Consider the following 25,083-nt stretch of genomic DNA (forward strand, 5'->3'; position numbering starts at 1 on the left):
CTCAATCAATTTATTTTTTAAAGAATAGAACAGTTTGCTTAAAGATAGCACAATCTCTTTGCTTGCTACATGAATAATATTGCTCTAAAAACTAAAAATATTTCACTGAAAAACGGCAAAAATACGATCTATTCAGCAAAATAGGAGGCTGGTACGATGACCCGTACCAGAACTCGTTGGGGCTGCTTCCTTCCAGACCTGACCCGGTTGGCGAGTAGTTCGTCCACCACCAACCTCCCAAATTCATATTGTCGATTTAAAATGAAAAATCAAGCTAAGAAACAAAAAATATGACAAGATCTATAGCGAATTTTTCCTTTAAGCTTAATTCTTGTATTATGGATAACAAAGAGAATAGGGATTTCTCAATTTTCATTAGAATAGCTTTTTGTGTTCGTTGAGTATGAATAAAGTGTTTATTTTGTTTGATATCATGGTGAAATGCCCGAAGGTGCTAATTGATTAAGATTGGTTTAGAAATTTTGGGGTGGGAACATTTATTTACTGTTGTGTAGTCAATTGGTGAGAAGTTACAACCAGAAAAACAGGTATGAAATCTGTGGGTCACTCAATTAGCTGAAATTGGAAAATTGGAGAAAAATATTGTTGCTAAATAAAATATTGTTGCTAAATAATGTGCGTAATCTGTATTTTCTGCTTTAAATATTTCATGTTTGATGCGCTCTTTAAAAGTGAGAGAAAAAGTAAGGTTAATCTCTCTTTGACTAAGTTTAAATGAATGTAACCTGAAACACAATGTAATTACGAGTCTTAGAATAGTCAAAACAAAAGAAGGTTAGAATTAGTTTTTATATGTTGCGGCATTCATTCTACTGTTAACAGGATATATCTATCATTGTGCATTATTATTTTGTAACAGGATATGAAATATACTTAACAGCCTAAAGTGGGGTATTTATTGCTTCTCTATTTATATGGATAATTTGTCTCTAATTTAGTTTGTAGCAATTTTGGAGATGATTGGGCTCCACGGCTGGATGTTATGGCCCTGTGAAAAAACTGCTCTGATAATGAAAATACAAAACAACTTCATTGGATGAAAAGTCATTCAATATTCAATTTTGCCGAACAATTTGATTTTGCCGGTAAATATAAAAACTCAACCCTTCTCAAAATCAAGCTTATTTGAGTTATTAGATAAGTTTACTCAAGTTAGGTGCTTCGAAATATGATCAATTATAACCCCCTGTATCACAATTTTTTCCAATAACCGTTTTTTTCGTAATATTTTTAAAAATATAATTTTCCGATGACGGGAAACTTATATCGAGAGATTTTACATTTTTAAGAGTAAAGACCTTATTTTCTTTATCATGCATTATTTTATTTTCATTGTCAGCGACAATCTTTAATTTGTTTAGGTCAGATGGGAAGAGTATGCTAAAGTAAAGGATGCTTTCTTGGGATTAAATGTCTTGCAAGAATATTCAACGCCTTGGTGTATTGTAGTGGAGGCACCAATCGTAACGCTTTCACTTGGCGTAAAATTCCATTTTTCTCACCAAATCCAGCCAATGCAACACTGGAAAAGACAAGAATATTAGCGGTTAATAGCCCTTGAGTGAAAATTTTCTTCAATTATTTTTCTCCTTGATCCTAAAATACGATTAATCATAAATCACCTTTTATAAATATAAAAGATTGCACTAAACTCCGAAATGTAAGGCTAAACGGCGTTTTTAGCTTTATAAAAACCATTTTGAAAATTGCTTGCAATCGAGCGAGTTGAATGCCAGAAAGATTTAAATATATTGTAGCTTCGATTTACTCTGATGGTAATCTAAATTATTTTCTCCTCTTATTTGGAAGTTTTACAGCGATCCCTTTTTGGATAAGCTACCATGAAGAAATTGTTCGTATTCTCAAGATATTTTTCTCGTATGGGGGAGTGGGATGGTCAAAGAAATATGTATTTTGGGTCCTTGCGTTATTTCTTTGTGTTGTTTTTGTGCTGGCTCTATTGATGTTTATTCTAATATAAATTTGTAAAAAAATGTTATCGGAATGATTTGAGTATTTTTAGTGGGTACTATCGCTTATTTTTGTGTTTCACTATCCTTGATGAAAAGGAGTTCAGCAGAAAAAAACGAGCTCTTTTAAGGCTGGTTGCATCATGGCGTTTTCAGGATGCTCTTCGATGTCAAAAAAGTTGTACAATTTATTATCTTTCATACCTGCAGCGTTCGATCGTTTTTGGCAGGATCAATACCGATAATGCGAAATTCAGTAGAAAAGAAAGCGAGTTCTTCTAAGGCAAGTTGCATCATAGGATCTTCAGGATGTCCCTCGATGTCAACAAAAAATTGTTTTGCATTGAAATTTCCACCAATTTGATAGCTTTCTAATTTTGTCATATTGATACCGTTTGTGGCAAATCCTCCCATGGCTTTATAAAGGGCAGCTGGCACATTGCTGTACGCGGAAAAGAAGGCTCGTGATGATTTTTCACCATTTTGGAGTTTTGGCAGATGTTGTTGAGCACGTGAAAGGCTGACAAAGCGGGTAATATTATGGGGATTATCTTCAACATTTTTTTCAAGAATATCAAGCCCATAGAATTCTGCTGCGATCAGAGGAGCTAAGGCTGCTTGTGAACGTTTTGCTTTTTTAAAATAAATTTTGCAGTTCCTGCTGTATCGGCAGAAGTAATAAGTATCCAGCCATTTTTACGTATGATTTTACGGCATTGTGCAAGAGCATGTATATAGCTGTGTGCAGTTTTAATTTCGTCATGCGTAACGCCAGGTAGAACCATGAGTTGAAAATGGATAAGCAAAAAAATATTCACCAATAATATAGAGAGATGATTGTGGTAAAAGGTAGTGAATATCCGCAACACGGCCAGCAAAAGTATTTTCAATAGGGATCATAGCAAGATCAGCTTGCCCATTTTCACTAAGTTGAGTGCGTCTTCAAAAGTAGCAAAGGGCACAGCCTCCATATTGGGAAACATAATTAGAACAAGCGATATAGGAATTTGCACCATATTCTCCTTGGAAGGAGATTTTATTGGTTTTTTTAAGTATTGTCATGCTAAAATCTTACGGACTCTTTCAAGATCATGTTGCGTATCGACGCTTAAGGGGATTGTGTCGATTATTTCTACATCAATGCGCATATTATGTTCTAATGCGCGTAACTGTTCAAGCTTTTCACGTTGCTCGAGGGGAGAAGGTTTAAGCGCCACAAATTTTTCAAGCGCCTCGCGTCGATAGGCATATATTCCAATATGATGATAAAGAGGACCATCTCCATAAGGTGCTGTTGCGCGGGTAAAATAAAGAGCACGAAGGCGATTTTGAGAAAGCGGTGTACCAATAATTTTGACAATATTCGGGTCTCTTTTCTCACCTTCTTCAATGATTTTAGCACCCAAGGTTGCAATATCAGTGAAGTTATTTTCCAAAACCTGTAAAGTACTGATGATTTCACAAGGCGTTATTGTTGGCAGATCACCTTGTACATTCAAAATAGCGTTATAGCGTTGTTCAGGATCAATACGCGTTAAAGCTTCATAAATACGATCAGACCCAGATTTATGATCATCACGTGTTATGATACATTCATGCCCATAAGTTGTGACGGCTTTAGCGATGGCATTGTGATCTGTTGCAATGAGAGTACGTCCTATTGCAGCTTTTTTTGCTTGTTCAGCAACATGAACAATCATCGGCTTTCCGGCAATCTCAGCGAGAGCTTTTTGGGGTAGACGGGTTGAGCCCATACGGGCGGGAATAAGAATAATCGGTTCAAGTGCCATCCTAAAGCTCCAAATGCCATATGTAATGCATTTATAATGTTGTATTTTATAAGGAAAAAGCTTAATCTGGAAGTGGTAATAAAAAGATGAACGTTTAAATTTTTATGAATCGCTCGACAGTCGTCTATTTTGTTTTTGCTTGTCTCTTTGTGCTGATTATTTTGGTGGGAATTTCCACACTCAGCGATCTAATCTATGATAGTTCTCCATCGGTTCAATATTCTCATACAATTACAAAGAAGGATGCGTTTCAGGAGAAACAGAAGGTATCTGAGACTTCTTTATCATTCAATGATCGCCTTCAACAGGGCAATCTTGAAAATGGGCGTAAAATTTTTCATCAATGTGCTATATGCCATACCTCTGGACGCAATGAATCAGGGCGTGTTGGTCCAGTGCTTTGGGACATAGTGAACCGTCCTTTGGCTGCAGCACCAGGTTTTGCTTATTCACGGGCATTGCGTGCAAACTCTTATCAAAGGTGGGATTTTGTCACTTTAGATCGTTATTTGCAATCACCGCGTAAAGCGTTTCCAGGAACAATTATGTCTTTTCGTGGGATAAAAAATGATCAAGATCGTGCTGATCTTTTGCTTTATTTACGCAGTTTGTCGGATCATCCTGTTCCTTTACCAATGGATAATGAAGAAGGTGAGCCAGATCAAACCAAAGATAAACTACTCCAGAAGTAAATCATTTGAGAAAGAGATGCGATCGGTTTTTAGATTTTTATTGGGAGTTTGGGTTCCAATGTGTTTTTTAATTCACTCATCAATCTATCTTTTGTTTTATCATTAAATCCGCTACATAACACAAAAGTATGCAGGTATTTATACTTAACGCGTCAGTTTATCATTGGCACACGGTAGTTTTTTTAAGGGTATTCCATTAAAACTTTGATATTTATGCAGTTAATTATGCTAAGAAAAGCAATTTAATTTTCTCTGAATGCATTACTTCATAAGTAGATTTTCATGCTCAAGAGTGGAAACGTATTATCCAAAATTTATCTATTAAATAGCTAGGAGGATGCGTTGAGTTCGATGGTCACTTAAAATTGTATAATGATTACAAAGGTTCCATTTGCATTCCTTCTCTCTGTTGTTGGTAATGAAATAAAATATGCCTATGATTAGTTGAATCAAATTAATCCGCTTAATTTGGAGGATAAGCATAAATCAGGCAAAGCAATATCTAGCATTTTACTGAGAAACAAAACCGCTATCATCTCCCAAGTTAGAGCAATATTATTAACGCGAGTGAATGAATATTTTTATGGTACATCATTTGAATTTTTTTCGAGTTAACCAACTCAAATATCATGGGAAATAAAATCTGCTAAAAACAAGCTTTATTTATTCTTCAAACACAGCAAAATAATCCTTAACGTAAAATATTTTCCGTTTTCTAAATCACCTTGATTAGTATTTTTTGTAAAAATGTTCACTTTACACCATAAAAGTATATTATAATAATTGTGTTTTTACATAGGCTTTTTTCTCTGTTATATTCGTTGCGAATAATAAAGACATAAAAAATTAATGGGGGTGTCATGCATCATAGAGGCTTATAACTGATAAGAAAAATTTTTTTCTCTGGAATAAGTTTTCAGAGAAAGGCTGCTTTAATGCATAAGTGGGGGGTAATGGAAGAGCAGTGTATTTTAGGAACATACACCCGTGTTCTTGTCCGTAAGGAGGGATACAATTTTTGGTGCGAGTTCAAAAGCAGTTTGTTATCAACGAAAGAAAAGACTGGAAAAATTTTGTACTCCTCGCCGCACAATAGACCGATAAAAAGACGGTGGAGGAAGTTTACAATTCGCTATTGTCAATCATGTTAAGAGAAGATTTTAACCGCGCATGTGACTTTCTTTTTTCTAATCACTTTCTTATTTTAGCCGAAACATCGAGCAGTATCTTCAATAATCGATATTCCAGAAATCACCTTCATTATCAAGGTTACGGTATATGGATCCAGAGTCCGTTCAGCATACCCTTTTACAAAAAGTAGTGGTCATTTAGGATGTGGTGGAATTGATAATCATGTATCAGTGATACTTGAATCCTCTGGCGTGGAAAATTAATATTGTCGACAATGATGTGATCGAGATAACCAACCTTACTAGACAATTTTTTTTACTGAAACAAAATGTTGGACTTCCTAAGACGACTGTTCTTCGACGTGAATTGACACAGAGCAACAGTCAGAGTGAAGTTACTGAGCTACATCACTGTAAAAGAAGATATAAACAAATTGTCTAGAGCCGATTTTTGGATATTTCTGCTGATGAACATGACCATCTGGTGTCATGGATAAACGAATGGTGTGTAAAAAATCAACAAGCTTATATAAATTCTACGACTATGTCAATGACATCACTGTACTTTGACCTTTTTACATTCCTAGAAAAACAGGTTATTATGCATGCAGCTTATCCATAGCAAATCTCCCCGAAAAAAGCAATGATTTAATCTATGAGGTTTGCGCTGCTATTAATCATAATTTTAAAGTTGCAACGTTTCCTCTGGTGAATACTCTTTCAGCTGCCATTTGTGCTAACGATGCTCTTAAATTTTTGGGTGGTTGTGGCACTCTGCTTTCCACGGATCGCTATGTAGGGATCTGGAGTAGCAAACTTTTCATAGAAGAGCGTTTTCTCTAAAGAAGAACCCTCATTGCAAAGTTTGTGGAACAGAATAATAATGAACAAACCTCGAATACTCGCTATGGATCTTACCACGCAGTACGGATGCTGATTGGTGTTTACCATACCTTTTTAATGTCTATGGGTGTTAGCCTTTCCCAATTGGCTCTGCTTCAAGTCACCTTTTCGGTAACCGTTTTGCTTCTTGATGTTCCCTGTGCTGTTTTAGCTGACAGATATCAGCGTAAATACTCTGTTCTGTTACGGCTGAAGTGTTTATGACGTGATTGTTTTATCCGCTATCCCTTCAAGCCCCCAATGTGATAGTCCTTACTATTGCGCAAATCCTTTATGCTGCAGGAGTTTACCTCATTGTCAGTACCATTGATGGCTGGATTTACCATTCTCTAGGCAACAAACAGGATCGCTTTTCGCATTATGCTCATCTCTCTCATCAGATAAACTCTTTCGGTAGCATTATCAGCGGTATCGTAGGAATTGCAACGAGCTACTACTCTGGACAATATTTCATAGGATATATCATTTCATACCTGATGATGTGAATGATTTTCTTTATATTCCTTGTTATTTCTGAAGAAAAAACGTCGGAGAGCGAAGGGATAAAAACAAAAACGATTGTGCAACATGCTAAGGAAACCCTCTGGATTTTTCAAAACACCGTGGGAGGAGGAGTGTGGTTTATTTTTCTGATGTGCCTTTTCAGTGTCGGTATTCAAGTTATCTATCACTTCTGGTAACCGATAATACTCTCCAGTGGAAAGATTGATCACCTCAATGGCTCGCAGATACTGGTACTGATGTTCTGCCATATTGGGGCCTTCTCAGCGCAATATTTTTCCAATTTACTGCTGTCTAAATATCATGTTATTGATAAAAAATATAAAAGTTCTGTAAAATATTTTTCGTTCTTCTCTGCTCTCATGTGTGTTGCACTTTATTTTTTCGTCTATAGCCAGCAAATTGCTGCGTCGGTTATCGCCTTCTCGTTTTATTTATTTGTACTGTACGGATCGGCGCAAAAAGCTTGTTTTTCTCTGAACTTAAGAAAGAATAAACCCAACATATTTCTGACATTGTTGGTGCTATATCTTTTAGCAGAAGAATATTTTCCGTAGCTATATTAAACGTCCTCTCTTTTATTCCTGCAAAAATTTTACCCTCTTATTACCTTGTACTACCATTTTAACTTTTTTATGTGCGGATTGGTCGTCATGAGATGAATGAAATCCTCTCCAAAAGCTATATTGGAAGAAAACCATATTACAAATACAGCTGAAAAATGATTGCTTCTGAAGTTTATAGACCGAGAAAACAATCAGGATTTGTTTTACTAATAAAACAGGATAATCTGCTGCCAGAAATTTTTCTATATCGTAATTTACTAAATAAAGCGCACTGAAATCATACAGAATTCTGTCCTGTTAAATTTGGTTTATTTCACTGAACATAGTTTCTAAGATTTCTTTTAAAAACTGCAATTTTGCTTTTATTCAAAAGTGTAGAGAAAAAAACTTCTCAGAAGCCTTGAGAATATGGAAAAAGAGAAGATCATTGATATATTGAGGCTTTACATGAGGCTGGTCTTGTTTCTTTTCACGCATGTTATCCACATGAGTTTTTAGTGGAAAGAGATAGCGGATTGCTCCTCTCATGCGCACTCAATCTTCACGCCATGTTTTATTATGCTTAAGGAGTTGAAGTTTTCTCCTAGTGTTTAAATGTGTGCAGACATAGACCATTGATCTTTTGCGTCATTTACAACCTAAATATCCATTTAGATTATCTGTTTATGAGGCATGATTTAAAAATTGTCAAAACGCTTGCCCATGAAGGAGAAGTTAATTGGTGTGCGCAATGGGGAAATGATTAAAGGCAGTTCTGCTGATCGTATTTTTATTATCCTCAAATTCTTATACACAAACCTTGATGGCTGTTGCATTCGCATTGGAATCTGATCGTTTATAGGTAATGACATTAAATTGTGCAGATAATCCATTATAGAGGAGAATTTTTCCCACTAACGGTTCGCCAATATTTGTAATAAGCTTAATGGCTTCCATTGCTTGTAGTGTCCCGATCACCCCGGGTAAAACACCGATGATTCCACTTTCAGAACATGTCGGGATAGTACCGGGAGCTGGCGGATTGGGAAAAAGGTCACGATAGTGAGGATTGTTGTCTTTATAAGGCATGAGCACCGTCAGAGAACCGTCAAAACGCCCTACAGCGCCGCTTATTAAAGGTTTTTTGCATTGGGCAGCGTGATCAGCAAGCAGATAGCGTGTGGCAAAATTATCACTTCCATCAACAATGATGTGGTAGATATTGAGGAGTTTATCCACATTACTTTTGTCCAAGCGCATATTATATTTTTCAACTATAATATGGGGGTTTATTGCTTTTATAGAGGCTTTTGCACTATCAATTTTAAATTGATTAATTGTGCTGTTTTTGTGGATAACTTGGCGTTGTAAATTAGAAAGTGCAACGGTATCGTCATCAACAATTCCAAGGGTACCAACACCTACAGCAGCCAAATAGGTGAGAACAGGAGAACCAAGACCACCCGCGCCAACAACAAGAACGCGTGCAGCTTTAAGCTTTTGTTGTCCTGCACCACCAATTTCAGGCAAAATGATATGGCGCGCGTAGCGTTCGATTTCTTCGTTACTTAATTTTGTACCCGCTTCTTGTGTCATGGGCTTTCTCTTGTCATAGTCCTTTTATTGTTTACCAAGTTTCTAGCGCATAAACTAGTCTGCTTTTAGTATAGGGAGGTTTTATTTATGAAAGTTGCCATTCAGATGGACCATATTTCAACAGTCCGGATTCAAGGAGATACAACATTTGCACTTGCTTTAGCGGCACAAGAACGTGGACATTCTCTTTTTCATTATACACCAGATTATTTATCAATGTGCGATGGTTGTGTCATTGTACATCTAGAACCATTGAAAGTGCATGATGAAGAGGGAAAGCATTATGAATTAGGGAAATCTTTTCGCACACAATTGAGTGATATGGATGTGGTTCTTTTACGCCAAGATCCGCCTTTTGATCTCAATTATATTACCACAACGCATTTTTTAGAACGTATTCATCCTAAGACGCTCGTTGTGAATGACCCAGCATGGGTGCGCAACAGTCCAGAAAAAATTTTTGTAACTGAATTTCCTGATTTGGTGCCAGAGACGTTAATTACGAAAAACATTGAAGAAATAATGGCTTTTAGAGCTGAGTTTGGGGACATTATTATAAAACCACTCTATGGCAGTGGGGGATCCGGTGTTTTCTATTTGAAAGAAGATGATCACAATTTAATGTCGCTCTTGGAAATGTTTGCACAAAATTATCGCGAACCTTTTATTGTCCAGCGCTATTTAGATGCAGTGCGACAAGGGGATAAACGGATTATTTTGCTTGACGGTACTCCTGTTGGTGCAATTAATCGGATTGCTGCAGAAACAGATGTTCGCTCTAATATGCATGTTGGTGGTCGTGCGGAAAATGTTGATTTAACAAAACGTGATTATGAGATTTGTGAGCGTATTGGTCCAGCCTTAAAGGAACGTGGTCTTCTTCTTGTGGGCATTGATGTAATTGGAGATTATATAACAGAAATCAATGTGACATCTCCTACTGGAATTCGTGAAATTAAACGTTTCGGTGGGGCAGACGTTGCGCATCTTTTCTGGGATATCATTGAATTCAAACGTTAAAATTAATTTTTTAAGACAAGGAGCCAAAACATAATTTTGTGAAAAAATGATCAACGACACGTTTTTTTATGTCTCATACTACAAATGTGCATTACAATTCAGATTATTGTATGATACGAGTAAAATGTCTTGGCTCAAAATCTGAGGAGTTTATGGATGAGCAGAGTATTATCAGTTGGAGTAGGACTGGTGTTCGCAGTATTTTTGTCCGTTGATGTTGGGAATGCGCGCGATCAAATACAAATTACGGGTTCATCTACAGTTTTACCTTATCAAAAGATCGTTGCTGAGATATTTGGAGAAATTTATCCTCATTTTAAGGTTCCAGTTATCGAATCGGGTGGAACAGGAGCTGGTATTAAGGAGTTTTGTCGTGGTATTGGGGAAAATGCAATTGATATCGTTAATGCTTCACGGGCAATGAAGTTTGGTGAATTGCAGTCTTGCTTTGATGCCGGTATAAAAGATATTGAGGAAATACGTATCGGGTATGATGGCATTATTTTTGCAACAGATATAAATGGCCCTGATTGGAATTTACAACCAGTAGATATTTATAGAGCACTTGCTGCTCATATTATGGTAGACGGAAAATTGCAGCCCAATAACGTTTCGAAATGGAAGGCAGTTAATAGGGCTTTTCCTGATTGGACGATTGCAGTTTATATTCCTGGAGAGAAGCATGGAACGCGTGAAGTTTTTGAAGAGGAATTGCTAGCTGCAGGCTGTAAAGCTAGTGGAGCAGTTGAGGCAATGAAGGTTTTAGGAATGGATGATAAGGCGATACATGCTGCTTGTGTTACCGTACGTAAAGATGGTAAGGCTATTGATATTGATGGTGACTATTCTGAAACATTTGCACGTCTGACTTCTAATAAAACAGGGATTGGTGTTTTTGGTTTGTCTTTTTATCAAAATAATGCTGATAAGCTAAAAGTTGCAAAGATTAATGGTTTTGCGCCAACCGTTGAAACAATTTCCCGTGGGGAATATCCGATTTCCCGTCCACTTTTTTTCTATGTTAAGAAGGCACATTTAAGTTTTGTTCCTGGTTTGCGGGAATATGTTGACTTTTTTCTTTCTGATCAGATGATTGGTCCAGATAGCCCCTTAGCTGAATATGGTTTGGTTGTTGTTTCTGAAAAGGAGCGCCAAGCGCAGCGTTCTGCTTTTTCTTCTGGTAAAGTGATGACTTTGAAATAATTTTCTGAATTGAAGCATTTCCTCTGCTGCTTTTTATAAAACTTGAAAGACAATATGCGCATTTCCTTCATTATTTTTCTATTATTGGTTCTTAGTTTTTTGGGTTTTTTTATTTCTTATATGCGGGCTCGTACTCTTGAATATGCACAATACAAGATGCATTCTCGCGCGTATTATTACGGTTGGTGGACATTTTTGATGACTGTTATTCCAGCCGTTATTTTTTTATTTTTTTGGGATGTTGGGAGTATAATTTATTTAGAATATATTGCTTCTCGAGAAGTTTATGCGTCTAGTGCGGGCGTAATAGAGGTTTCTAATCATGATCTTCTTTTGAGTTCTATCCGCAGTCTAATCAAAAATATTCATCGTTTTGAGGGAGATTTTGCTACCGCTTCATATGAAGAAGTGCGAGCACAATTACTCACAAAAGGGATTTTTTTGTCTTCTGAGGTATCAGATGATGTGTTAAGGATAGCACAGTCATGGGTTCATTGTTCTAAAAAATTACAGTTTATTGGTCATAGCCTCCTTTTTGCTATTGCATTTGGTGGTTTCATTTGTGGAGTTGTACAAACTTCTCCGCGTCAACGTGCACGCAATAAGGTTGAGTATTTAATTGTTAGCGGATTGGTGTGTGCGTCTATCGTTGCAGTCTTGACAACAGCAGCCATTGCACTCTCCATGTTTTTTCAGACGGTCAGTTTTTTTCAGTCTGTACCCTTTTCAAACTTCTTTTTTGGAACGGTTTGGGACCCACGTTTTTCAGCGAGCGGTTTGGGGGATGAAGTGGGGCAATTTGGTTTAATACCGCTTCTGGCAGGCACAGTGTATATTGCATTTGTAGCAATGTTTTTTGCTGTTCCTATTGGATTATTTTCAGCTCTTTATATGGCTGAATATGCCTCTCCTCGATTACGATCAATTGTGAAGCCGTTGTTGGAAGTGCTTGCTGGTATTCCAACTATTGTTTATGGCTTTTTTGCTTTGAAGGTTGTCGGACCATTTTTACGGGATCTCTCTGTTTCTCTCTCTGATGGTGTTGGTTTTATTATGGCCCAAAGTGTTTTAACCGCTGGAGTTGTGATGGGAATTATGTTGATTCCTTTTGTTTCCTCTTTGTCGGATGATGTTATAACAGCTGTTCCGCGTTTTTTACGCGAAGGATCTTATGGTTTAGGAGCAACGCAATCTGAAACAATTAAGAAAGTGGTTATACCGGCTGCGCTTCCAGGGATTATGGGGGCAATTTTATTGACAGCATCACGTGCAATTGGAGAGACGATGATTGTGGTTTTGGCGGCAGGTGTTGCAGCGAACTTAACACTTAATCCATTCGAAGCAATGACCACGATGACTGTTAAGATTGTTAACCAATTGACAGGTGATTTTGAGTTTAATTCTCCCCAAACTCTTGTGGCTTTCGCTTTAGGAATGACACTTTTTGTGATGACTCTTTTGATGAATATTCTTGCTCTTTACATTGTGCGTAAATATCGGGAACAATATGAATGAATGAAGACCTTTTTTTTCCTCGTCGCAATGTTGGTCTTAAACGTCGATATTGGGCTGAACGTCGTTTCCGAGCGTATGGTTTGATTGCTATTTTTATTGGTTTATTTTTTTTATTTGCGCTTTTATGGTCTATCATAAGTCAGGGTTATACAGCTTTTTTTCAAAGTGAAATGATATTACCGATTTATTTGGATGAGAAGGTTATTGATCCAAGTGGTCAGCGTGCAACAAGTCCACAGGTGCTCATAACTGCTAATTATCCGCTTCTTGTACGAAATGCTTTGGTAAAAAAGCTTGATATAGACCAAAATGATAGGGCATCGTTGCGGGATGTTAACCATATGTTTTCAAGTAGAGTCCGCGTTCAACTTCGTGAAATGGTAACAAAGAATCCAAAGTTAATTGGAACGACACAAAAAATCAAAGTCTTGGCGGCAGCAGATATTGATTCTGCTTATAAAGGGCAGATTGATTTGCATGTAGCAGAAAAAAATCGCAAAGTTTCTGATCGCCAAATAGCATGGATGAAACGCTTAGCCTATGATGGTATCCTTTATAAAACATTTAATTTGGGTTTTTTTACATTTGGTGCTTCCAGCCGCCCTGAGACTGCAGGATTGAGTGTTGCAATAATTGGCTCTCTTTACATGATAGCTATAGTTTTAGTGATTTCACTTCCAATAGGGATAGCAACGGCTCTTTATTTAGAAGAATATGCACGCAAAAATAAATTTATAGATTTTCTTGAGGTTAATATCAATAATCTTGCCGCTGTTCCTTCGATCATTTTTGGTCTTTTAGGACTTGCTGTTTTTGTTAATTTTTTGGGGCTACCACGTTCAGCTTCTTTCGTTGGTGGTCTTGTGTTGGCTCTTATGACGCTCCCAACAATTATTATAGCGACACGTTCTGCTTTGCGTGCTGTCCCTTTCTCTATTCGTGCAGCAGCTTTAGGGTTGGGGGCATCAAAAACACAAATGGTTTTTCACCATGTTCTTCCTTTAGCGGCACCTGGTATTTTGACGGGCACAATTATTGGTGTGGCGCAGGCTCTTGGGGAAACAGCTCCTTTACTTTTGATTGGGATGGCTGCTTTTGTTGTCAATATTCCTACTACACCCATGGATTCAGCAACGGCTTTGCCGGTTCAAATTTTTATGTGGGCAGGTGAAGCAGAGCGCGCTTTTGTTGAGAAGACATCAGGTGCTATTATTGTATTAATGATTTTCCTTGCGGTTATGAATATTTCTGCTGTTTTTTTACGTCGACGATTTGAACGACGCCAGTAACTTCGATAAAGCATTAATTTCAATAAGGTTTGTGTTTTAAAGTAAGGTGAGTTTTTGTAATGAAAGTTAAAATGCGCGGTCAAGATGTGAAGGTTTTTTATGGGGAAAAAGAAGCACTTCATGGTATTACTCTTGATATCCCTGAACATAAAGTCACGGCTTTGATAGGTCCTTCAGGTTGCGGAAAATCAACTTTTCTGCGTTGTTTTAATCGTATGAATGATACAATTGAAGGTGCTAAAGTAACGGGTCTGATTACCTTAGACGGAGAGAATATTTATGACTCGCGAGTTGATGTTGTAGAATTGCGTGCCCGTGTTGGTATGGTTTTTCAAAAGCCCAGTCCTTTTCCAAAATCTATTTTTGAGAATGTTGCCTATGGGCCACGCATTCATGGTTTAGTTAAGTCGCGTGCTGAATTGCATGAAGTGGTGGAAAAGAGTTTGAGACAGGCAGGGTTATTTGAAGAAGTAAAAGACCGTCTTCATGAGGCAGGAACAAGTTTATCAGGAGGACAACAACAGCGCTTGTGTATTGCGCGTGCCATTGCTGTTAGTCCTGAAGTTATTTTGATGGATGAGCCTTGCTCAGCTCTTGATCCAATTGCGACGGCACGTATTGAAGAGCTTATAGATGCATTACGACAAAATTATACAATTGTTATTGTGACACACTCCATGCAACAGGCGGCACGCGTTTCTCAATATACAGCCATGTTTCATTTGGGGCATTTGGTAGAAGTTGGTGCGACTGAAATGATCTTCACTTCACCAAAAGAACAACGTACGCAAGATTATATTACGGGGCGTTTTGGATAGGTGAATTGAGGAGTATAAAAATGGCTATGAACCACACTGTTCGTTCTTATGATGCAGAACTAAAATATTTAAAAGCAAGAATCACAGAAATGGGTGGTCATGCAGAAAAAATGATTGAGCGTTCTGTTGCATCGATTGTGTGTAGTGATCTTGAACTTGCGACGAGAGTTATTACCGATGATTTGTTTTTAGATGAAGCAGAGCGTGACATTGATGAAAAAGCAATTACCATTATTTGTAAACGTCAGCCTATGGCTGTTGACTTGCGAGAAATTATCGGTGCTATTCGTATTTCTTCTGATCTTGAGCGGATTGGAGATATGGCCAAAAACATTGCAAAGCGGACGGTAGCAGTTTCAGAAATACGTCAATCTGCTACTTTTTATCATGGGCTTGAAACGATTACAGCTTTAGCACTTAATCAGTTAAAAGAAGTATTAAGTGCTTATACGAGTCGTTTTTTAGAGCGTGTTGACGCAGTACGTGAGCGTGATGGTAAAATTGATGCTCTGTATACTTCTCTTTTTCGTGAGCTTTTGACTTATATGACAGACGATAAGCGTAATATTACGGTTTGTACGCATTTACTTTTTTGTTTAAAAAATATTGAACGAATTGGTGATCATGTCACTAATATTGCTGAAATGTTACATTATATTATAACGGGGTACAATATGTCTTCGGATCGTCCTCGTGATGATCTTACCTATAAAGTTGGGGTAGGTAAAAAGAAAATAGATTAAAGTTTTTCTCTTAAGATATCTAAAATGAGTTTGTTGTTAAAGATAAAAAAGGTGTTTTGTTGCAGCATGGCTGTAGGAGGAATATAATATAGAGCTCATAGGCAAGAGCAACGAAATAATCTAGAATATTTTCAAGCCAATACTACAAATTTTAAAATCTTAATTTAATAGATTGGGTGCATGGATAATATCACCAATTTATATTTTGGTGGGAGGGAAAATTGCTTTCTGATCAATTTTTTCAATATTGACGCAGATAGTTTTATTACAATAATTTGTTGTGTATAAAACTGTTTGAGAGTTTTGGAGGATAATAGTTTATCGCGGTTGAAGCTTGAGTATTAATTTTGTCTGGCTAGATTCGTTCATAACAATGGTAATATTGAACCATAAATTAGAAGCTTTCATTTTTATTTCACATAGACAGAGTTTAATTACTACTTGTATTAAAATTTTATTAAGTAGTAACAATTAATCGTATACTTGCTTTGGAGATACATTTAAAAATTGTTTAAATTTTGAACATTCAAAGATATAGGAATGTGTTGTATAAAATGAAAAAAAATTATTGGACTTTTTTTATTATCTGTTTTTTGGTCCCGTTTAATATCGTAGGATGTGCAAATCATTTGGGTCTTGGTAAAGTCAAGGATAATAAGAAGACGAAAACAGCAATCCATCCATTGACTGAGCGTCAATGCCTTATGCGTGCAATGTATTTTGAATCAAATCGTACAAGCTTTGAAGGAATGGTTGCTGTTGGAACGGTTGTTATGAATCGTGTTAATTCAACCGCCTATCCAAAAACAATTTGTGGTGTCGTTGGTCAGTACAAGCAGTTTGCTCCCGGTGTTTTAACACGTCCTATGACGGAGCCTGCATCTGTTGCCCGTGCTAGAGAGGCTGCTGATGCTGTTTTACGCGGCAAACGAGATAAGAAACTTAAAAATGCTAAGTTTTTTCATACCGCAGGTTTATATTTTCCTTATAAAAACATGCACTATGTTCGTGTTGTGGGAGGAAATGCCTTTTATGAAAAGCGCTCACGTGATGGATCGCTCCAAGTTCCTACGAATGATCGTCCTTATGATGTTGCTTATGCTTTTGCCCAAGAACGTTCTGGCAATGTACTGAGTTTCATGGATGCAAACTTAAAAGGTAAAGAAATAAAAACAGAAGAAACACAAAATATATCTCCTTCAATAGAATTAGTGCAGGCGAAAAAGATGCATCCCGCGTCTTTTTTTGTCGTACAACTTAATAAGGTTCCCATTCCCACATATGCACCACGTCGTGTCGAAAAGGAAGAGGAAAGTAAAGCAATTATGGCCTATTCTATACCTTCATCAGAGCAGTTAAATGCAGTTGTTGCAATGTTAGAAAAACGGTACAGTCGGTAATTTTGCAAAATTAAAGAAGATATTGGTAATGTACTTTGATATTCACGAAGCAATTTCTCCTGAAATGCTTAATCGTCTTGCAGAAATTACGGTAAAAGTTGGGCTGAATTTACAAGAAGGGCAAGATCTTGTTTTGACTGCTCCAGCTTCAGCGTTACCTTTTGTTCGTCGTATTGCATACCATGCTTATAAAGCTGGCGTTGGTGTGATTACACCACTTTTTAGTGATGATATGTTATCGCTTACACGGTTTAAAAATGCGCATAATGCTAGTTTTGATTGTGCACCTTCTTGGTTGTATGAGGGAATGGCGAAGGCTTTTGAAAATGGGGCTGCGCGTTTAGCTATTGTTGGTGATAATCCTTTGCTGCTTTCCAATCAAGATTTTGATAAAGTTGCACGTTTAAATAAGGCTACTTCAATAGCTTATCAGCCTGCTCTCAAAAAAATATCGAATTTTTCTATGAACTGGTCAATTGCTGCTTATCCAACAGCTGGGTGGGCTGAGGTGATGTTCCCTTCTTTACCACTTCATGAGGCTATTAAGAAGTTAGCTGATGCAATTTTTTCTGCTTCACGTGTTACAGAAGAGGATGCGATGCTTGCGTGGGCTGTGCATAATGCGACTTTGAAGCAACGATCATCTTGGCTTAATGAGCAGCGTTTTTCTGCTTTGCATTTTACAGGGCCAGGAACTGATTTAATAGTTGGTTTGGCAGATGATCATGAATGGCATGGTGGTGCATCAGTTGCTCAAAATGGTGTTGTCTGCAATCCTAATATTCCAACAGAAGAAGTATTTACTACTCCTCATGCTCATAAAGTTGAAGGTTTTGTTCGTTCAACGAAGCCACTTTCCTACCAAGGAGCACTGATTGATAATATTGAAGTACGGTTTGAAGCAGGGCGTATTGTTGATGCTTGTGCTTCGACGGGGCAGGAAGTTTTGCAACAGGTTTTGCAAAGTGATGAGGGTGCAAGTCGATTGGGTGAAGTCGCTCTTGTCCCCCATTCTTCACCGATTTCTAAAAGTGGTCTTCTTTTTTATAATACATTATTTGATGAAAATGCTGCATGTCATATTGCTTTAGGGCAGTGTTATTCCAAATGCTTTTTAGATGGAGCATCGTTGACGACAGAGGAGATTGCCGCGCGTGGCGGTAATAAAAGTGTGATTCATATTGACTGGATGATTGGGTCAGGTGAAATCGACATAGATGGTATTACGCAAGACGGCACAAAGGTTCCTGTATTTCGTAAGGGTGAATGGGTTTAAATATTCTTGTTTTTTTATAGTATTTTGTTGGAAAGCGCGTAATTATTAAGGAAGATGGATGCCTGAACTTCCTGAAGTAGAAACGGTTCGTTGTGGGCTAGAGCCAGTAGTAACTGATGCAAAGATTATATCTATTACGCTTAATCGTAGAGATTTGCGATTTCCTTTTCCAGAGAAGTTTTCTGAGCGGCTTATGGGGCGGATGATCGTGGGACTTGGTCGGCGTGCAAAATATTTGTTGTTTCATCTTTCTCAGAATGAAACGATTTTAAGCCATTTAGGAATGTCAGGATCATGGCGCATAGAGGATAATTTTTTAAGAAAAACACTTTTTCCTACAGAGAAATTTGTTAGGCATGATCACTTTATTATGGATATTCAGGCTAAGGATGGCAAAATTTATCGCCTTATTTATAATGATACTCGTCGTTTTGGATTTATGCTTTTAGTAGATACAAGAAAGCTTTATGATCATCCGCTTTTAAAAAAGCTAGGGATTGAGCCTATGAGTAATGCGTTTTCTGGTCGTTATTTACAAGAAGCCTTTGTTAATAAAAAAATATCCCTTAAGAGCGTTTTGCTTGATCAGTCTATTGTTGCGGGACTTGGGAATATTTATGCTTGCGAAGCGCTTTGGCGTAGTCGTTTATCTCCACAACGTGGTGCGTTTACATTAGCCCTGAAAACTAAACATGCACGCGAATTGGCAGATTCTTTAGCAAATAATATACGCAATGTGATTACTGAAGCAATTTTGTCTGGTGGATCTTCTTTACGTGATTATATGCATGTTGATGGATCACTTGGTTATTTTCAACATACTTTTTCGGTTTATGGACGAGAGGACAAGGAATGCTTACAATGTGGAACGCCTATTATACGTATTTTGCAGTCGGGACGGTCCAGTTTTTACTGTTCACAGTGTCAAAAGTGAATAAGGTATCTTGCAAAATCCTACAAGAGGCTTAAAGTCGTCTCTATAATTACATGAAGGCTGAGAATTTTTTTATGCTGAATAAAGTACTAACACATCTGGATGAGAATATAGAAAAGAGCCTTGAACGCCTTTTTTCTCTTTTACGTTTTCAATCGATTTCTACAGATACAGCTTATAAGGATGAATGTCGTAAAGCAGCTGATTGGCTCGTAGAGGATTTAAAAAGCATTGGTTTTGAAGCTTCACGCCGCGATACACCCGGGCATCCAATGGTTGTTGGGCATCACCCAGGACCTTCAGATGATTGTCTGCATGTACTATTTTATGGACATTATGACGTTCAACCTGTTGATCCGCTGAGTTTATGGGAAGACGACCCTTTTACACCTTCTGTAAAAGAACGAGATGGAAAGAGAGTTATTTGTGCCCGTGGAGCTTCAGATGACAAAGGACAGCTCATGACTTTTATTGAAGCATGTCGTGCATTTAAGAAAGAGACAGGGCAGCTTCCTGTTAAAGTTACTGTTTTATGTGAAGGTGAAGAAGAAAGTGCTTCTCCTTCTCTTATTCCTTTTTTGAAAGCAAATAGGGATGAACTTAAGGCTGATTGTGCATTGGTTTGTGACACGTCGATGTGGGATGCCGATACACCGTCTGTTGCTGTTGCTCTTCGGGGGATTTTAGCAGAAGAGGTTATTATCACAGCAGCTAATCGTGATTTACACTCTGGTTATTTTGGGGGAGCAGCAGCTAACCCCATTCGTATTTTAGCTAAGATTTTAGCAGGACTTCACGATGAAAATGGGCGGGTCACACTTCCTAGTTTTTATGATGGAGTAGAAGAAACACCTCCACATATTTTGCAAGCATGGAATGAGCTTAATTGCACTGCTGAAAATTTTCTTGGTCCTATAGGGCTTTCCATTCCTGCTGGTGAAAAAGGGCGAAGCATTTTAGAACTGGTCTGGGCGCGTCCTACAGCAGAAATTAATGGTATTAGTGGTGGCTATGAAGGAGAAGGGATTAAAACAGTTATTGCTTCTCAAGCGAGTGCAAAAGTGTCTTTTCGTTTAGTACATAAGCAGGATCCACAGAAAATACGCCAAGCTTTTCGAGGTTATGTGTGCAGCCTTCTTCCTGCTGACTGTACAGTCGCATTTAAAGAACATGGTGCTGCTCCAGCGATTCAGCTTCCCTATAATTTGCCTTTTATCGAGGCAGCGAAGGATGCTTTATCACAAGAATGGGGTAATCCAGCTTTATTAACAGTTATGGGTGGTTCGATTCCGGTTGTTGGAGATTTTCAATCAATTCTTGGCATGGCAACTGTTTTGGTTGGATTTGCGCTAGAGGATGACCGTATTCATTCGCCTAATGAAAAGTATAATCTGAAATCGTTCCATAAGGGGCAGCGGTCGTGGGCAAGAATTCTTGTAGCTTTAGCAAATAGGGGGGTAAATGGCTGAGATTCGCGTTCATCAAGGGGATTTACCAGACTTAGACAATTATCAAGTTGATGCCGTTGCGATTGATACCGAGACTTTAGGGTTACAACCGTATCGTGATCGTTTATGTGTTGTTCAGCTTTCTTGTGGAGATGGCACTGCTGACGTTATACAGATTGCTAAAGGACAAAAGAGTGCACCTAATTTGGTTAAATTGCTTGAAGATAAGACAATTACTAAAATATTTCATTTTGGGCGTTTTGATCTTTCTATTTTAGCGCATACATTTGGTGTTATGCCAGATGTGGTTTTTTGTACAAAAATTGCTTCAAAACTCACCCGTACCTACACGGACCGTCATGGATTAAAGGAAATTTGTGGTGAGTTGCTAAATGTGAATATTTCGAAGCAGCAGCAATCTTCGGATTGGGCTTCTGAAACTTTATCACGTGCGCAAATTGAATATGCTGCATCGGATGTTTTATATTTGCATCGTTTAAAGGACATCTTTGAAGAACGTTTAAGACGTGAAGAGCGCGAAAGTGTTGCAAAGGCATGTTTTGAATTTTTGCCGATGAGGGCAAAACTTGATCTTTTAGGATGGTCGGAGGTTGATATTTTTGCGCATAGCTGAGTTTAAGGATTTTTTTCTTAAACGGAGTAGGAAGAGTTAACCGCAGTGCCGTAAAACATTGTGCTTTAGGACAATCGTATAAGGCATATTCATACATATAAAATACAAGAGCGTTTCTGTCTAATTTCCATTTTCTTTTGCACCAACTAAGTGTAGAAGTATAAATTTGAATGGAAGGTTTAGGATAGGACTTCTCTATAGAGTTTATGAAGCGAGAATTACATAAGTAATCAGCAGGTAGAGTCCATCAGGAAAAACCAATCTTATTACAGATTTATGCGGATAAGAATCCTTGTCCTTTAAAGGTGAGGAGAAGATTAATGAAAAAACAGAATAAAATGCTCATATATATTAATATGGGCATTTATATTTTCTATGCTCTTAATCTATTTTGATGATGGTGTTTTGTGCCATAATTCTTAATAGAGTAAGTGCTATTAAATTTGAAGATTGCAGAAATAAAAACACACATATATATCAATATATATTTTATGTTTATGATTGTCTCTATTTTGGCTCTCTAAAAAAGGGAAAGATAGTTTTGTGGAGGATGGTAGCAAAAAAGGTGAATAATAATATTGCATAAAAAATTGCTATAGGATTCTGTTGAAATTACGTTAAGCAATACAGAATGTTTTTATTCGAAATATCTCTATTGGAGAAATGTACTGGTAAACACCTGTCTAATTAGTTTTATATGTGGCGATACATTATATACGCATTGCTTACAAAACAAGTGGTTTCTTAGTACAGGTCAAAAATTCCTGTTTATTTTAAGATCAAAGAACGACAAAACTGCATTTTTGGAGAGATCTCACTTTTTATTTATTAATATATCATTTTTCTATGGAAGTTTGAAGTGACGGCTCTATATAAAATCCATTATGATATTATTATGGAGATAGTTTTATGAACACAAAATATTTTATTACGGCTTTCGCTACTTTTGCTTCAATATCTATAGCACAAGGAGCAAGTTTTATGACTGCTCAAAAGCTGGTGCAGGGAGTATCTTTTAACGATTTTCTTTTGAATGAAAAGGTTAGAAGTTCTTTAGATAAAGTTTTTCAAGAGAGATCTCCTTATCTTGATAATGATCAATGGAAAGTGGATGTTGAGTTGGTACCTGTATCATCTTCGTCAAGAAAAAGAGGTTCAGGATCTGGTGGAAGATCAAGAAGGCCAACGCTCTCTCGAGGTCCGATGAGTTTTTAGTAAGCGAAGCCGCAGTCTCTTAAGAAGTATTATTTTACTCTTGGTAAACGGTGGAATCTGGAGAATAAAGGTATTTCTACGAGTTTAGAAGTAGGGAGAACTGTTTATTCCGCTTTTGGGTGTGGCACCACTTATATAGTGAGGCGCGATATCGTTTCTGTAAGCTGCATCGGGCTCTTGACGATAAATAAAAAAGTGGAGATGTGAAAATGAGGCTCTAGTGTAAGGGCGTGCATGTGTGGGGGCGTGAAGTCTGTCTTTAGAGTTCAAAAAACTTTTAATGTTTTTGATTTTCATCAGAGAGAACTTTCCTTATAGACGTTTAAGGTTTTCTTTTTTCAAAGTTGGCATTGATTGTTTGGGAGGGAGTGGTATTTTTTGAGCAAAGTTGAGTTTGAAGGTCTCTGAGAATTTTCACTTGGTGAACAGAGTATTGCTTTAATTTCTTCACTTGAGAGGAAGTTTATATGTAATTTTCAGTGTTTATCTCGCTAATGTCTTGTTGTCGAGGGAGTGTGATTATCACCTGGAGGAGGGTATAAGGGAAGTGGTTTGTGAACCATTTCTATGAGATTTCTATAATTGTAAATACTCTGCAAAAGTTTTCTAAAGTTGGAAGAGATAGAAATAAGCGATATGGTAATAATGAATGCGTGAAGCGTTCTACTCTAAGCAAAAATATGCTGGATTCATCAGAAGAGGGATAATTTTTTTCTAGTTTTTTAGTCTTTGTGGTTTTAGTGATTTTGTTTATCTACAATGTAGGCTTCTTTAAAATTGTAAGAGGAAAATCTGACAGTTTAAGCACGTGTTTGTACATGTGGTATGGGATGGTGAAAGTTGAAGACATTATTTTTGGATACTTTGGAAGCATTACATTTTTCAATAATCGATACAGTGTGTTTTTATGGAAAGTAGCATTATTCAGGCTTTTTAAGAGAATTCATAAACAGTAAAAGTGTGTTTGGAGGATTAATGCTTTTAACGTCAGGCGATTCAATTCTCACTGTTGCAAATCCACTTAAAAATCCACCTCTTTGCTAGAGATTTTGTTTTTTTTATGAGTGTATCATTTTTGCTACAGATATCTGTAGAGTGGGCTCTATATGAGGTCCGGTGTTCAAATATTCAACTATGGAGAAAAATTATGAATATGAAATGGTTAATAACAGCTTCTGCTTTCGCTTTTGTTTCCGCTTCAGCCGCGCATGCAGCAGATGTTATTGTTTCCCCTAATCCTACACCTGTTGCACCGGCTATTGTTGCTCCATCTTTTTCTTGGACAGGTCTTTACATTGGTGGTCAGATTGGTGGTTTTTCGAGTGAAACAAAGATGAATATTATTAATAAAGGAAAAACCATTCCCGTGAATAAAGACTATTTGCCCAAACTGTCAGGTTTTATGGGGGGGCTTTATGCAGGTTCCAATATTGATCTCGGCAATGGTCTTATTTTAGGTGTTGATACAGATGTTGTTTTGTCTGGTAAGAGTGATACGAAAACGGGGAGAACAGACCCGATTGTTCAAGAGCGTGTGCTCTATATTACGAATATACTGAAAAAGGCTGGCATTAAAATTGATAAAAATGCATTGCAAGCAGGTGATAAGCGTGTTGGCAGTTTCACTTTTAAAGAAAAGTGGTCTGGTGCTACGCGGGTACGGATTGGTTTTGCTGCTGAACGCCTTATGCCTTATATTGCTGGCGGTATTGCCTATACACAGCTTCAAGATATTGCATCTATAACAATAACAGACAAGGACACGGACAAAGTCATTGCTTCTGGTAATTTGTCTGATGAAAAAAATACGTTTGTTGGTTACACCCTTGGCGCTGGTGTTGATTTGGCAATGACCAATAATGTTATTGTCCGTGCGGAATATCGTTACTCGGATTTTGGTAAGAAGAAATTCTTAAAGGATAAATCTGAAATTTCGTACAAAACCAATGATTTCCGTGTTGGTGTAGCCTATAAATTTTAATGTGTCGTAAACTCAATGGCTAAGAATTTGTTTTTTACAATGCCTTTGGTGTTTTTTGTGGCTATTATGTCATATAATACATATTATTGCCTATGTGGAAGGTTCCTGCATATTGATTCTATTAAAAAGAGATGCACAAACAGTAAATATTGATTTAATTGTTTAATTTCAATAACTTCTACATATATGCAACTTATCGATTTATGTGGAAAATAGAACTATTAAGAGGCCTTGTTCCTAAATTGGGCCTCTATTTTGTATTTCTGTGTCATTTTTACTACAGATTTTTTTTTAAAAAACGTGTAGCATCGCACCATAAATAAATTAGGAGCAAAATTTATGAATGTAAAATCTTTAATGACGACTTCGGTTATCGCTTTGATTTCAGCTTCTGCAGTACAAGCTGCTGATGTTATCGTTCCTCATGACGCAGCGCCAGCAGTTGTAACTGCCCCTGCC

At 37.3% G+C, this 25,083-nt stretch carries 17 protein-coding genes, 1 other RNA gene and 4 pseudogenes; 17 read left to right on the forward strand and 5 right to left on the reverse strand.

The window, feature by feature from the left end:
* Positions 1 to 140: 140 nt before the first annotated feature.
* The 4 genes and pseudogenes from ffs to HNQ69_RS02370 form a co-directional block, all read right to left on the reverse strand.
* Positions 141 to 238: signal recognition particle sRNA small type (gene ffs / locus HNQ69_RS02355), an RNA gene on the reverse strand.
* Positions 239 to 1,193: 955 nt separating this feature from the next.
* Positions 1,194 to 1,599 (reverse strand): annotated as a pseudogene (locus HNQ69_RS02360) (hypothetical protein).
* A 590-nt stretch (positions 1,600 to 2,189) separates the two neighbouring features.
* Positions 2,190 to 3,053 (reverse strand): annotated as a pseudogene (locus tag HNQ69_RS02365) (prephenate dehydratase).
* Entirely contained in the window at positions 3,050 to 3,781 is a 732-nt protein-coding gene (locus HNQ69_RS02370) for a 3-deoxy-manno-octulosonate cytidylyltransferase (RefSeq protein ID WP_183228492.1), read from the reverse strand. Before HNQ69_RS02370 ends, HNQ69_RS02365 begins: the two are co-directional and overlap by 4 nt.
* A 104-nt stretch (positions 3,782 to 3,885) precedes the next feature.
* Here HNQ69_RS02370 and HNQ69_RS02375 point away from each other — a divergent pair, with 104 nt between their 5' ends.
* From HNQ69_RS02375 to HNQ69_RS07655, 3 genes and pseudogenes are all read left to right on the forward strand, one after another.
* Positions 3,886 to 4,473, forward strand: coding sequence for a c-type cytochrome (locus HNQ69_RS02375; RefSeq protein WP_183228493.1), 588 nt, complete (start codon positions 3,886 to 3,888; stop codon positions 4,471 to 4,473).
* Positions 4,474 to 5,883: 1,410 nt separating this feature from the next.
* Positions 5,884 to 6,045: a ThiF family adenylyltransferase gene (locus HNQ69_RS07775; protein WP_343056828.1), complete on the forward strand. Its 162-nt coding sequence runs from the start codon at positions 5,884 to 5,886 to the stop codon at positions 6,043 to 6,045.
* Positions 6,046 to 6,533: 488 nt separating this feature from the next.
* Positions 6,534 to 7,669 (forward strand): annotated as a pseudogene (locus HNQ69_RS07655) (MFS transporter).
* Positions 7,670 to 8,359: 690 nt separating this feature from the next.
* Here the strand turns inward: HNQ69_RS07655 and HNQ69_RS02390 are convergent.
* Positions 8,360 to 9,148, reverse strand: coding sequence for a molybdopterin-synthase adenylyltransferase MoeB (locus HNQ69_RS02390; RefSeq protein ID WP_183228495.1), 789 nt, complete (start codon positions 9,146 to 9,148; stop codon positions 8,360 to 8,362).
* 87 nt (positions 9,149 to 9,235) lie between these two features.
* On the opposite strand from HNQ69_RS02390, the gene gshB reads away from it, so the two are divergent.
* From gshB to HNQ69_RS07780, 14 genes and pseudogenes are all read left to right on the forward strand, one after another.
* Positions 9,236 to 10,168 (forward strand): glutathione synthase, encoded by a 933-nt coding sequence (gene gshB / locus HNQ69_RS02395; RefSeq protein WP_183228496.1) that lies wholly within the window; start codon positions 9,236 to 9,238, stop codon positions 10,166 to 10,168.
* 156 nt (positions 10,169 to 10,324) lie between these two features.
* Positions 10,325 to 11,371 carry a PstS family phosphate ABC transporter substrate-binding protein gene (locus HNQ69_RS02400; RefSeq protein ID WP_183228497.1) on the forward strand — a complete coding sequence of 349 codons (1,047 nt, stop codon included), beginning with the start codon at positions 10,325 to 10,327 and terminating at the stop codon, positions 11,369 to 11,371.
* Between the two features lie 54 nt (positions 11,372 to 11,425).
* Positions 11,426 to 12,886 carry a phosphate ABC transporter permease subunit PstC gene (gene pstC / locus HNQ69_RS02405; protein ID WP_183228498.1) on the forward strand — a complete coding sequence of 487 codons (1,461 nt, stop codon included), beginning with the start codon at positions 11,426 to 11,428 and terminating at the stop codon, positions 12,884 to 12,886.
* Entirely contained in the window at positions 12,883 to 14,175 is a 1,293-nt protein-coding gene (pstA, locus tag HNQ69_RS02410; RefSeq protein WP_183228499.1) for a phosphate ABC transporter permease PstA, read from the forward strand. The genes pstC and pstA overlap by 4 nt, the downstream gene beginning before the upstream one ends.
* A 59-nt stretch (positions 14,176 to 14,234) precedes the next feature.
* Complete coding sequence (gene pstB, locus HNQ69_RS02415; protein ID WP_183228500.1) at positions 14,235 to 14,993, forward strand: phosphate ABC transporter ATP-binding protein PstB; 759 nt, start codon at positions 14,235 to 14,237, stop codon at positions 14,991 to 14,993.
* A gap of 20 nt (positions 14,994 to 15,013) precedes the next feature.
* The gene (gene phoU / locus HNQ69_RS02420) at positions 15,014 to 15,736 is read left to right on the forward strand and encodes a phosphate signaling complex protein PhoU (RefSeq protein WP_183228501.1); all 723 of its coding nucleotides are present in this window, start codon (positions 15,014 to 15,016) and stop codon (positions 15,734 to 15,736) included.
* Positions 15,737 to 16,290: 554 nt separating this feature from the next.
* A complete protein-coding gene (locus tag HNQ69_RS02425; protein ID WP_183228502.1) occupies positions 16,291 to 17,136 on the forward strand; it encodes a cell wall hydrolase in 846 nt (281 codons plus the stop codon).
* 28 nt (positions 17,137 to 17,164) lie between these two features.
* On the forward strand, positions 17,165 to 18,412 hold the full coding sequence (locus tag HNQ69_RS02430) for an aminopeptidase (protein WP_183228503.1): 1,248 nt from the start codon (positions 17,165 to 17,167) through the stop codon (positions 18,410 to 18,412).
* A gap of 58 nt (positions 18,413 to 18,470) precedes the next feature.
* The gene (gene mutM / locus HNQ69_RS02435) at positions 18,471 to 19,346 is read left to right on the forward strand and encodes a bifunctional DNA-formamidopyrimidine glycosylase/DNA-(apurinic or apyrimidinic site) lyase (RefSeq protein ID WP_183228504.1); all 876 of its coding nucleotides are present in this window, start codon (positions 18,471 to 18,473) and stop codon (positions 19,344 to 19,346) included.
* A gap of 74 nt (positions 19,347 to 19,420) precedes the next feature.
* Positions 19,421 to 20,815, forward strand: a complete 1,395-nt coding sequence (locus HNQ69_RS02440) for a M20/M25/M40 family metallo-hydrolase (protein ID WP_183228505.1) — start codon at positions 19,421 to 19,423, stop codon at positions 20,813 to 20,815.
* Entirely contained in the window at positions 20,808 to 21,428 is a 621-nt protein-coding gene (locus HNQ69_RS02445; protein WP_183228506.1) for a ribonuclease D, read from the forward strand. The genes HNQ69_RS02440 and HNQ69_RS02445 overlap by 8 nt, the downstream gene beginning before the upstream one ends.
* 909 nt (positions 21,429 to 22,337) lie before the next feature.
* Positions 22,338 to 22,643, forward strand: coding sequence for a hypothetical protein (locus tag HNQ69_RS02450; protein ID WP_183228507.1), 306 nt, complete (start codon positions 22,338 to 22,340; stop codon positions 22,641 to 22,643).
* A 1,147-nt stretch (positions 22,644 to 23,790) separates the two neighbouring features.
* Complete coding sequence (locus HNQ69_RS02455) at positions 23,791 to 24,624, forward strand: outer membrane protein (RefSeq protein WP_183228508.1); 834 nt, start codon at positions 23,791 to 23,793, stop codon at positions 24,622 to 24,624.
* A gap of 339 nt (positions 24,625 to 24,963) precedes the next feature.
* Positions 24,964 to 25,083, forward strand: a pseudogene (locus HNQ69_RS07780) (hemin-binding protein E); the annotation flags it as partial.

The sequence above is a fragment of the Bartonella callosciuri genome (genome assembly GCF_014203215.1).
In the GTDB taxonomy this organism is placed as follows: Bacteria; Pseudomonadota; Alphaproteobacteria; order Rhizobiales; family Rhizobiaceae; genus Bartonella; species Bartonella callosciuri.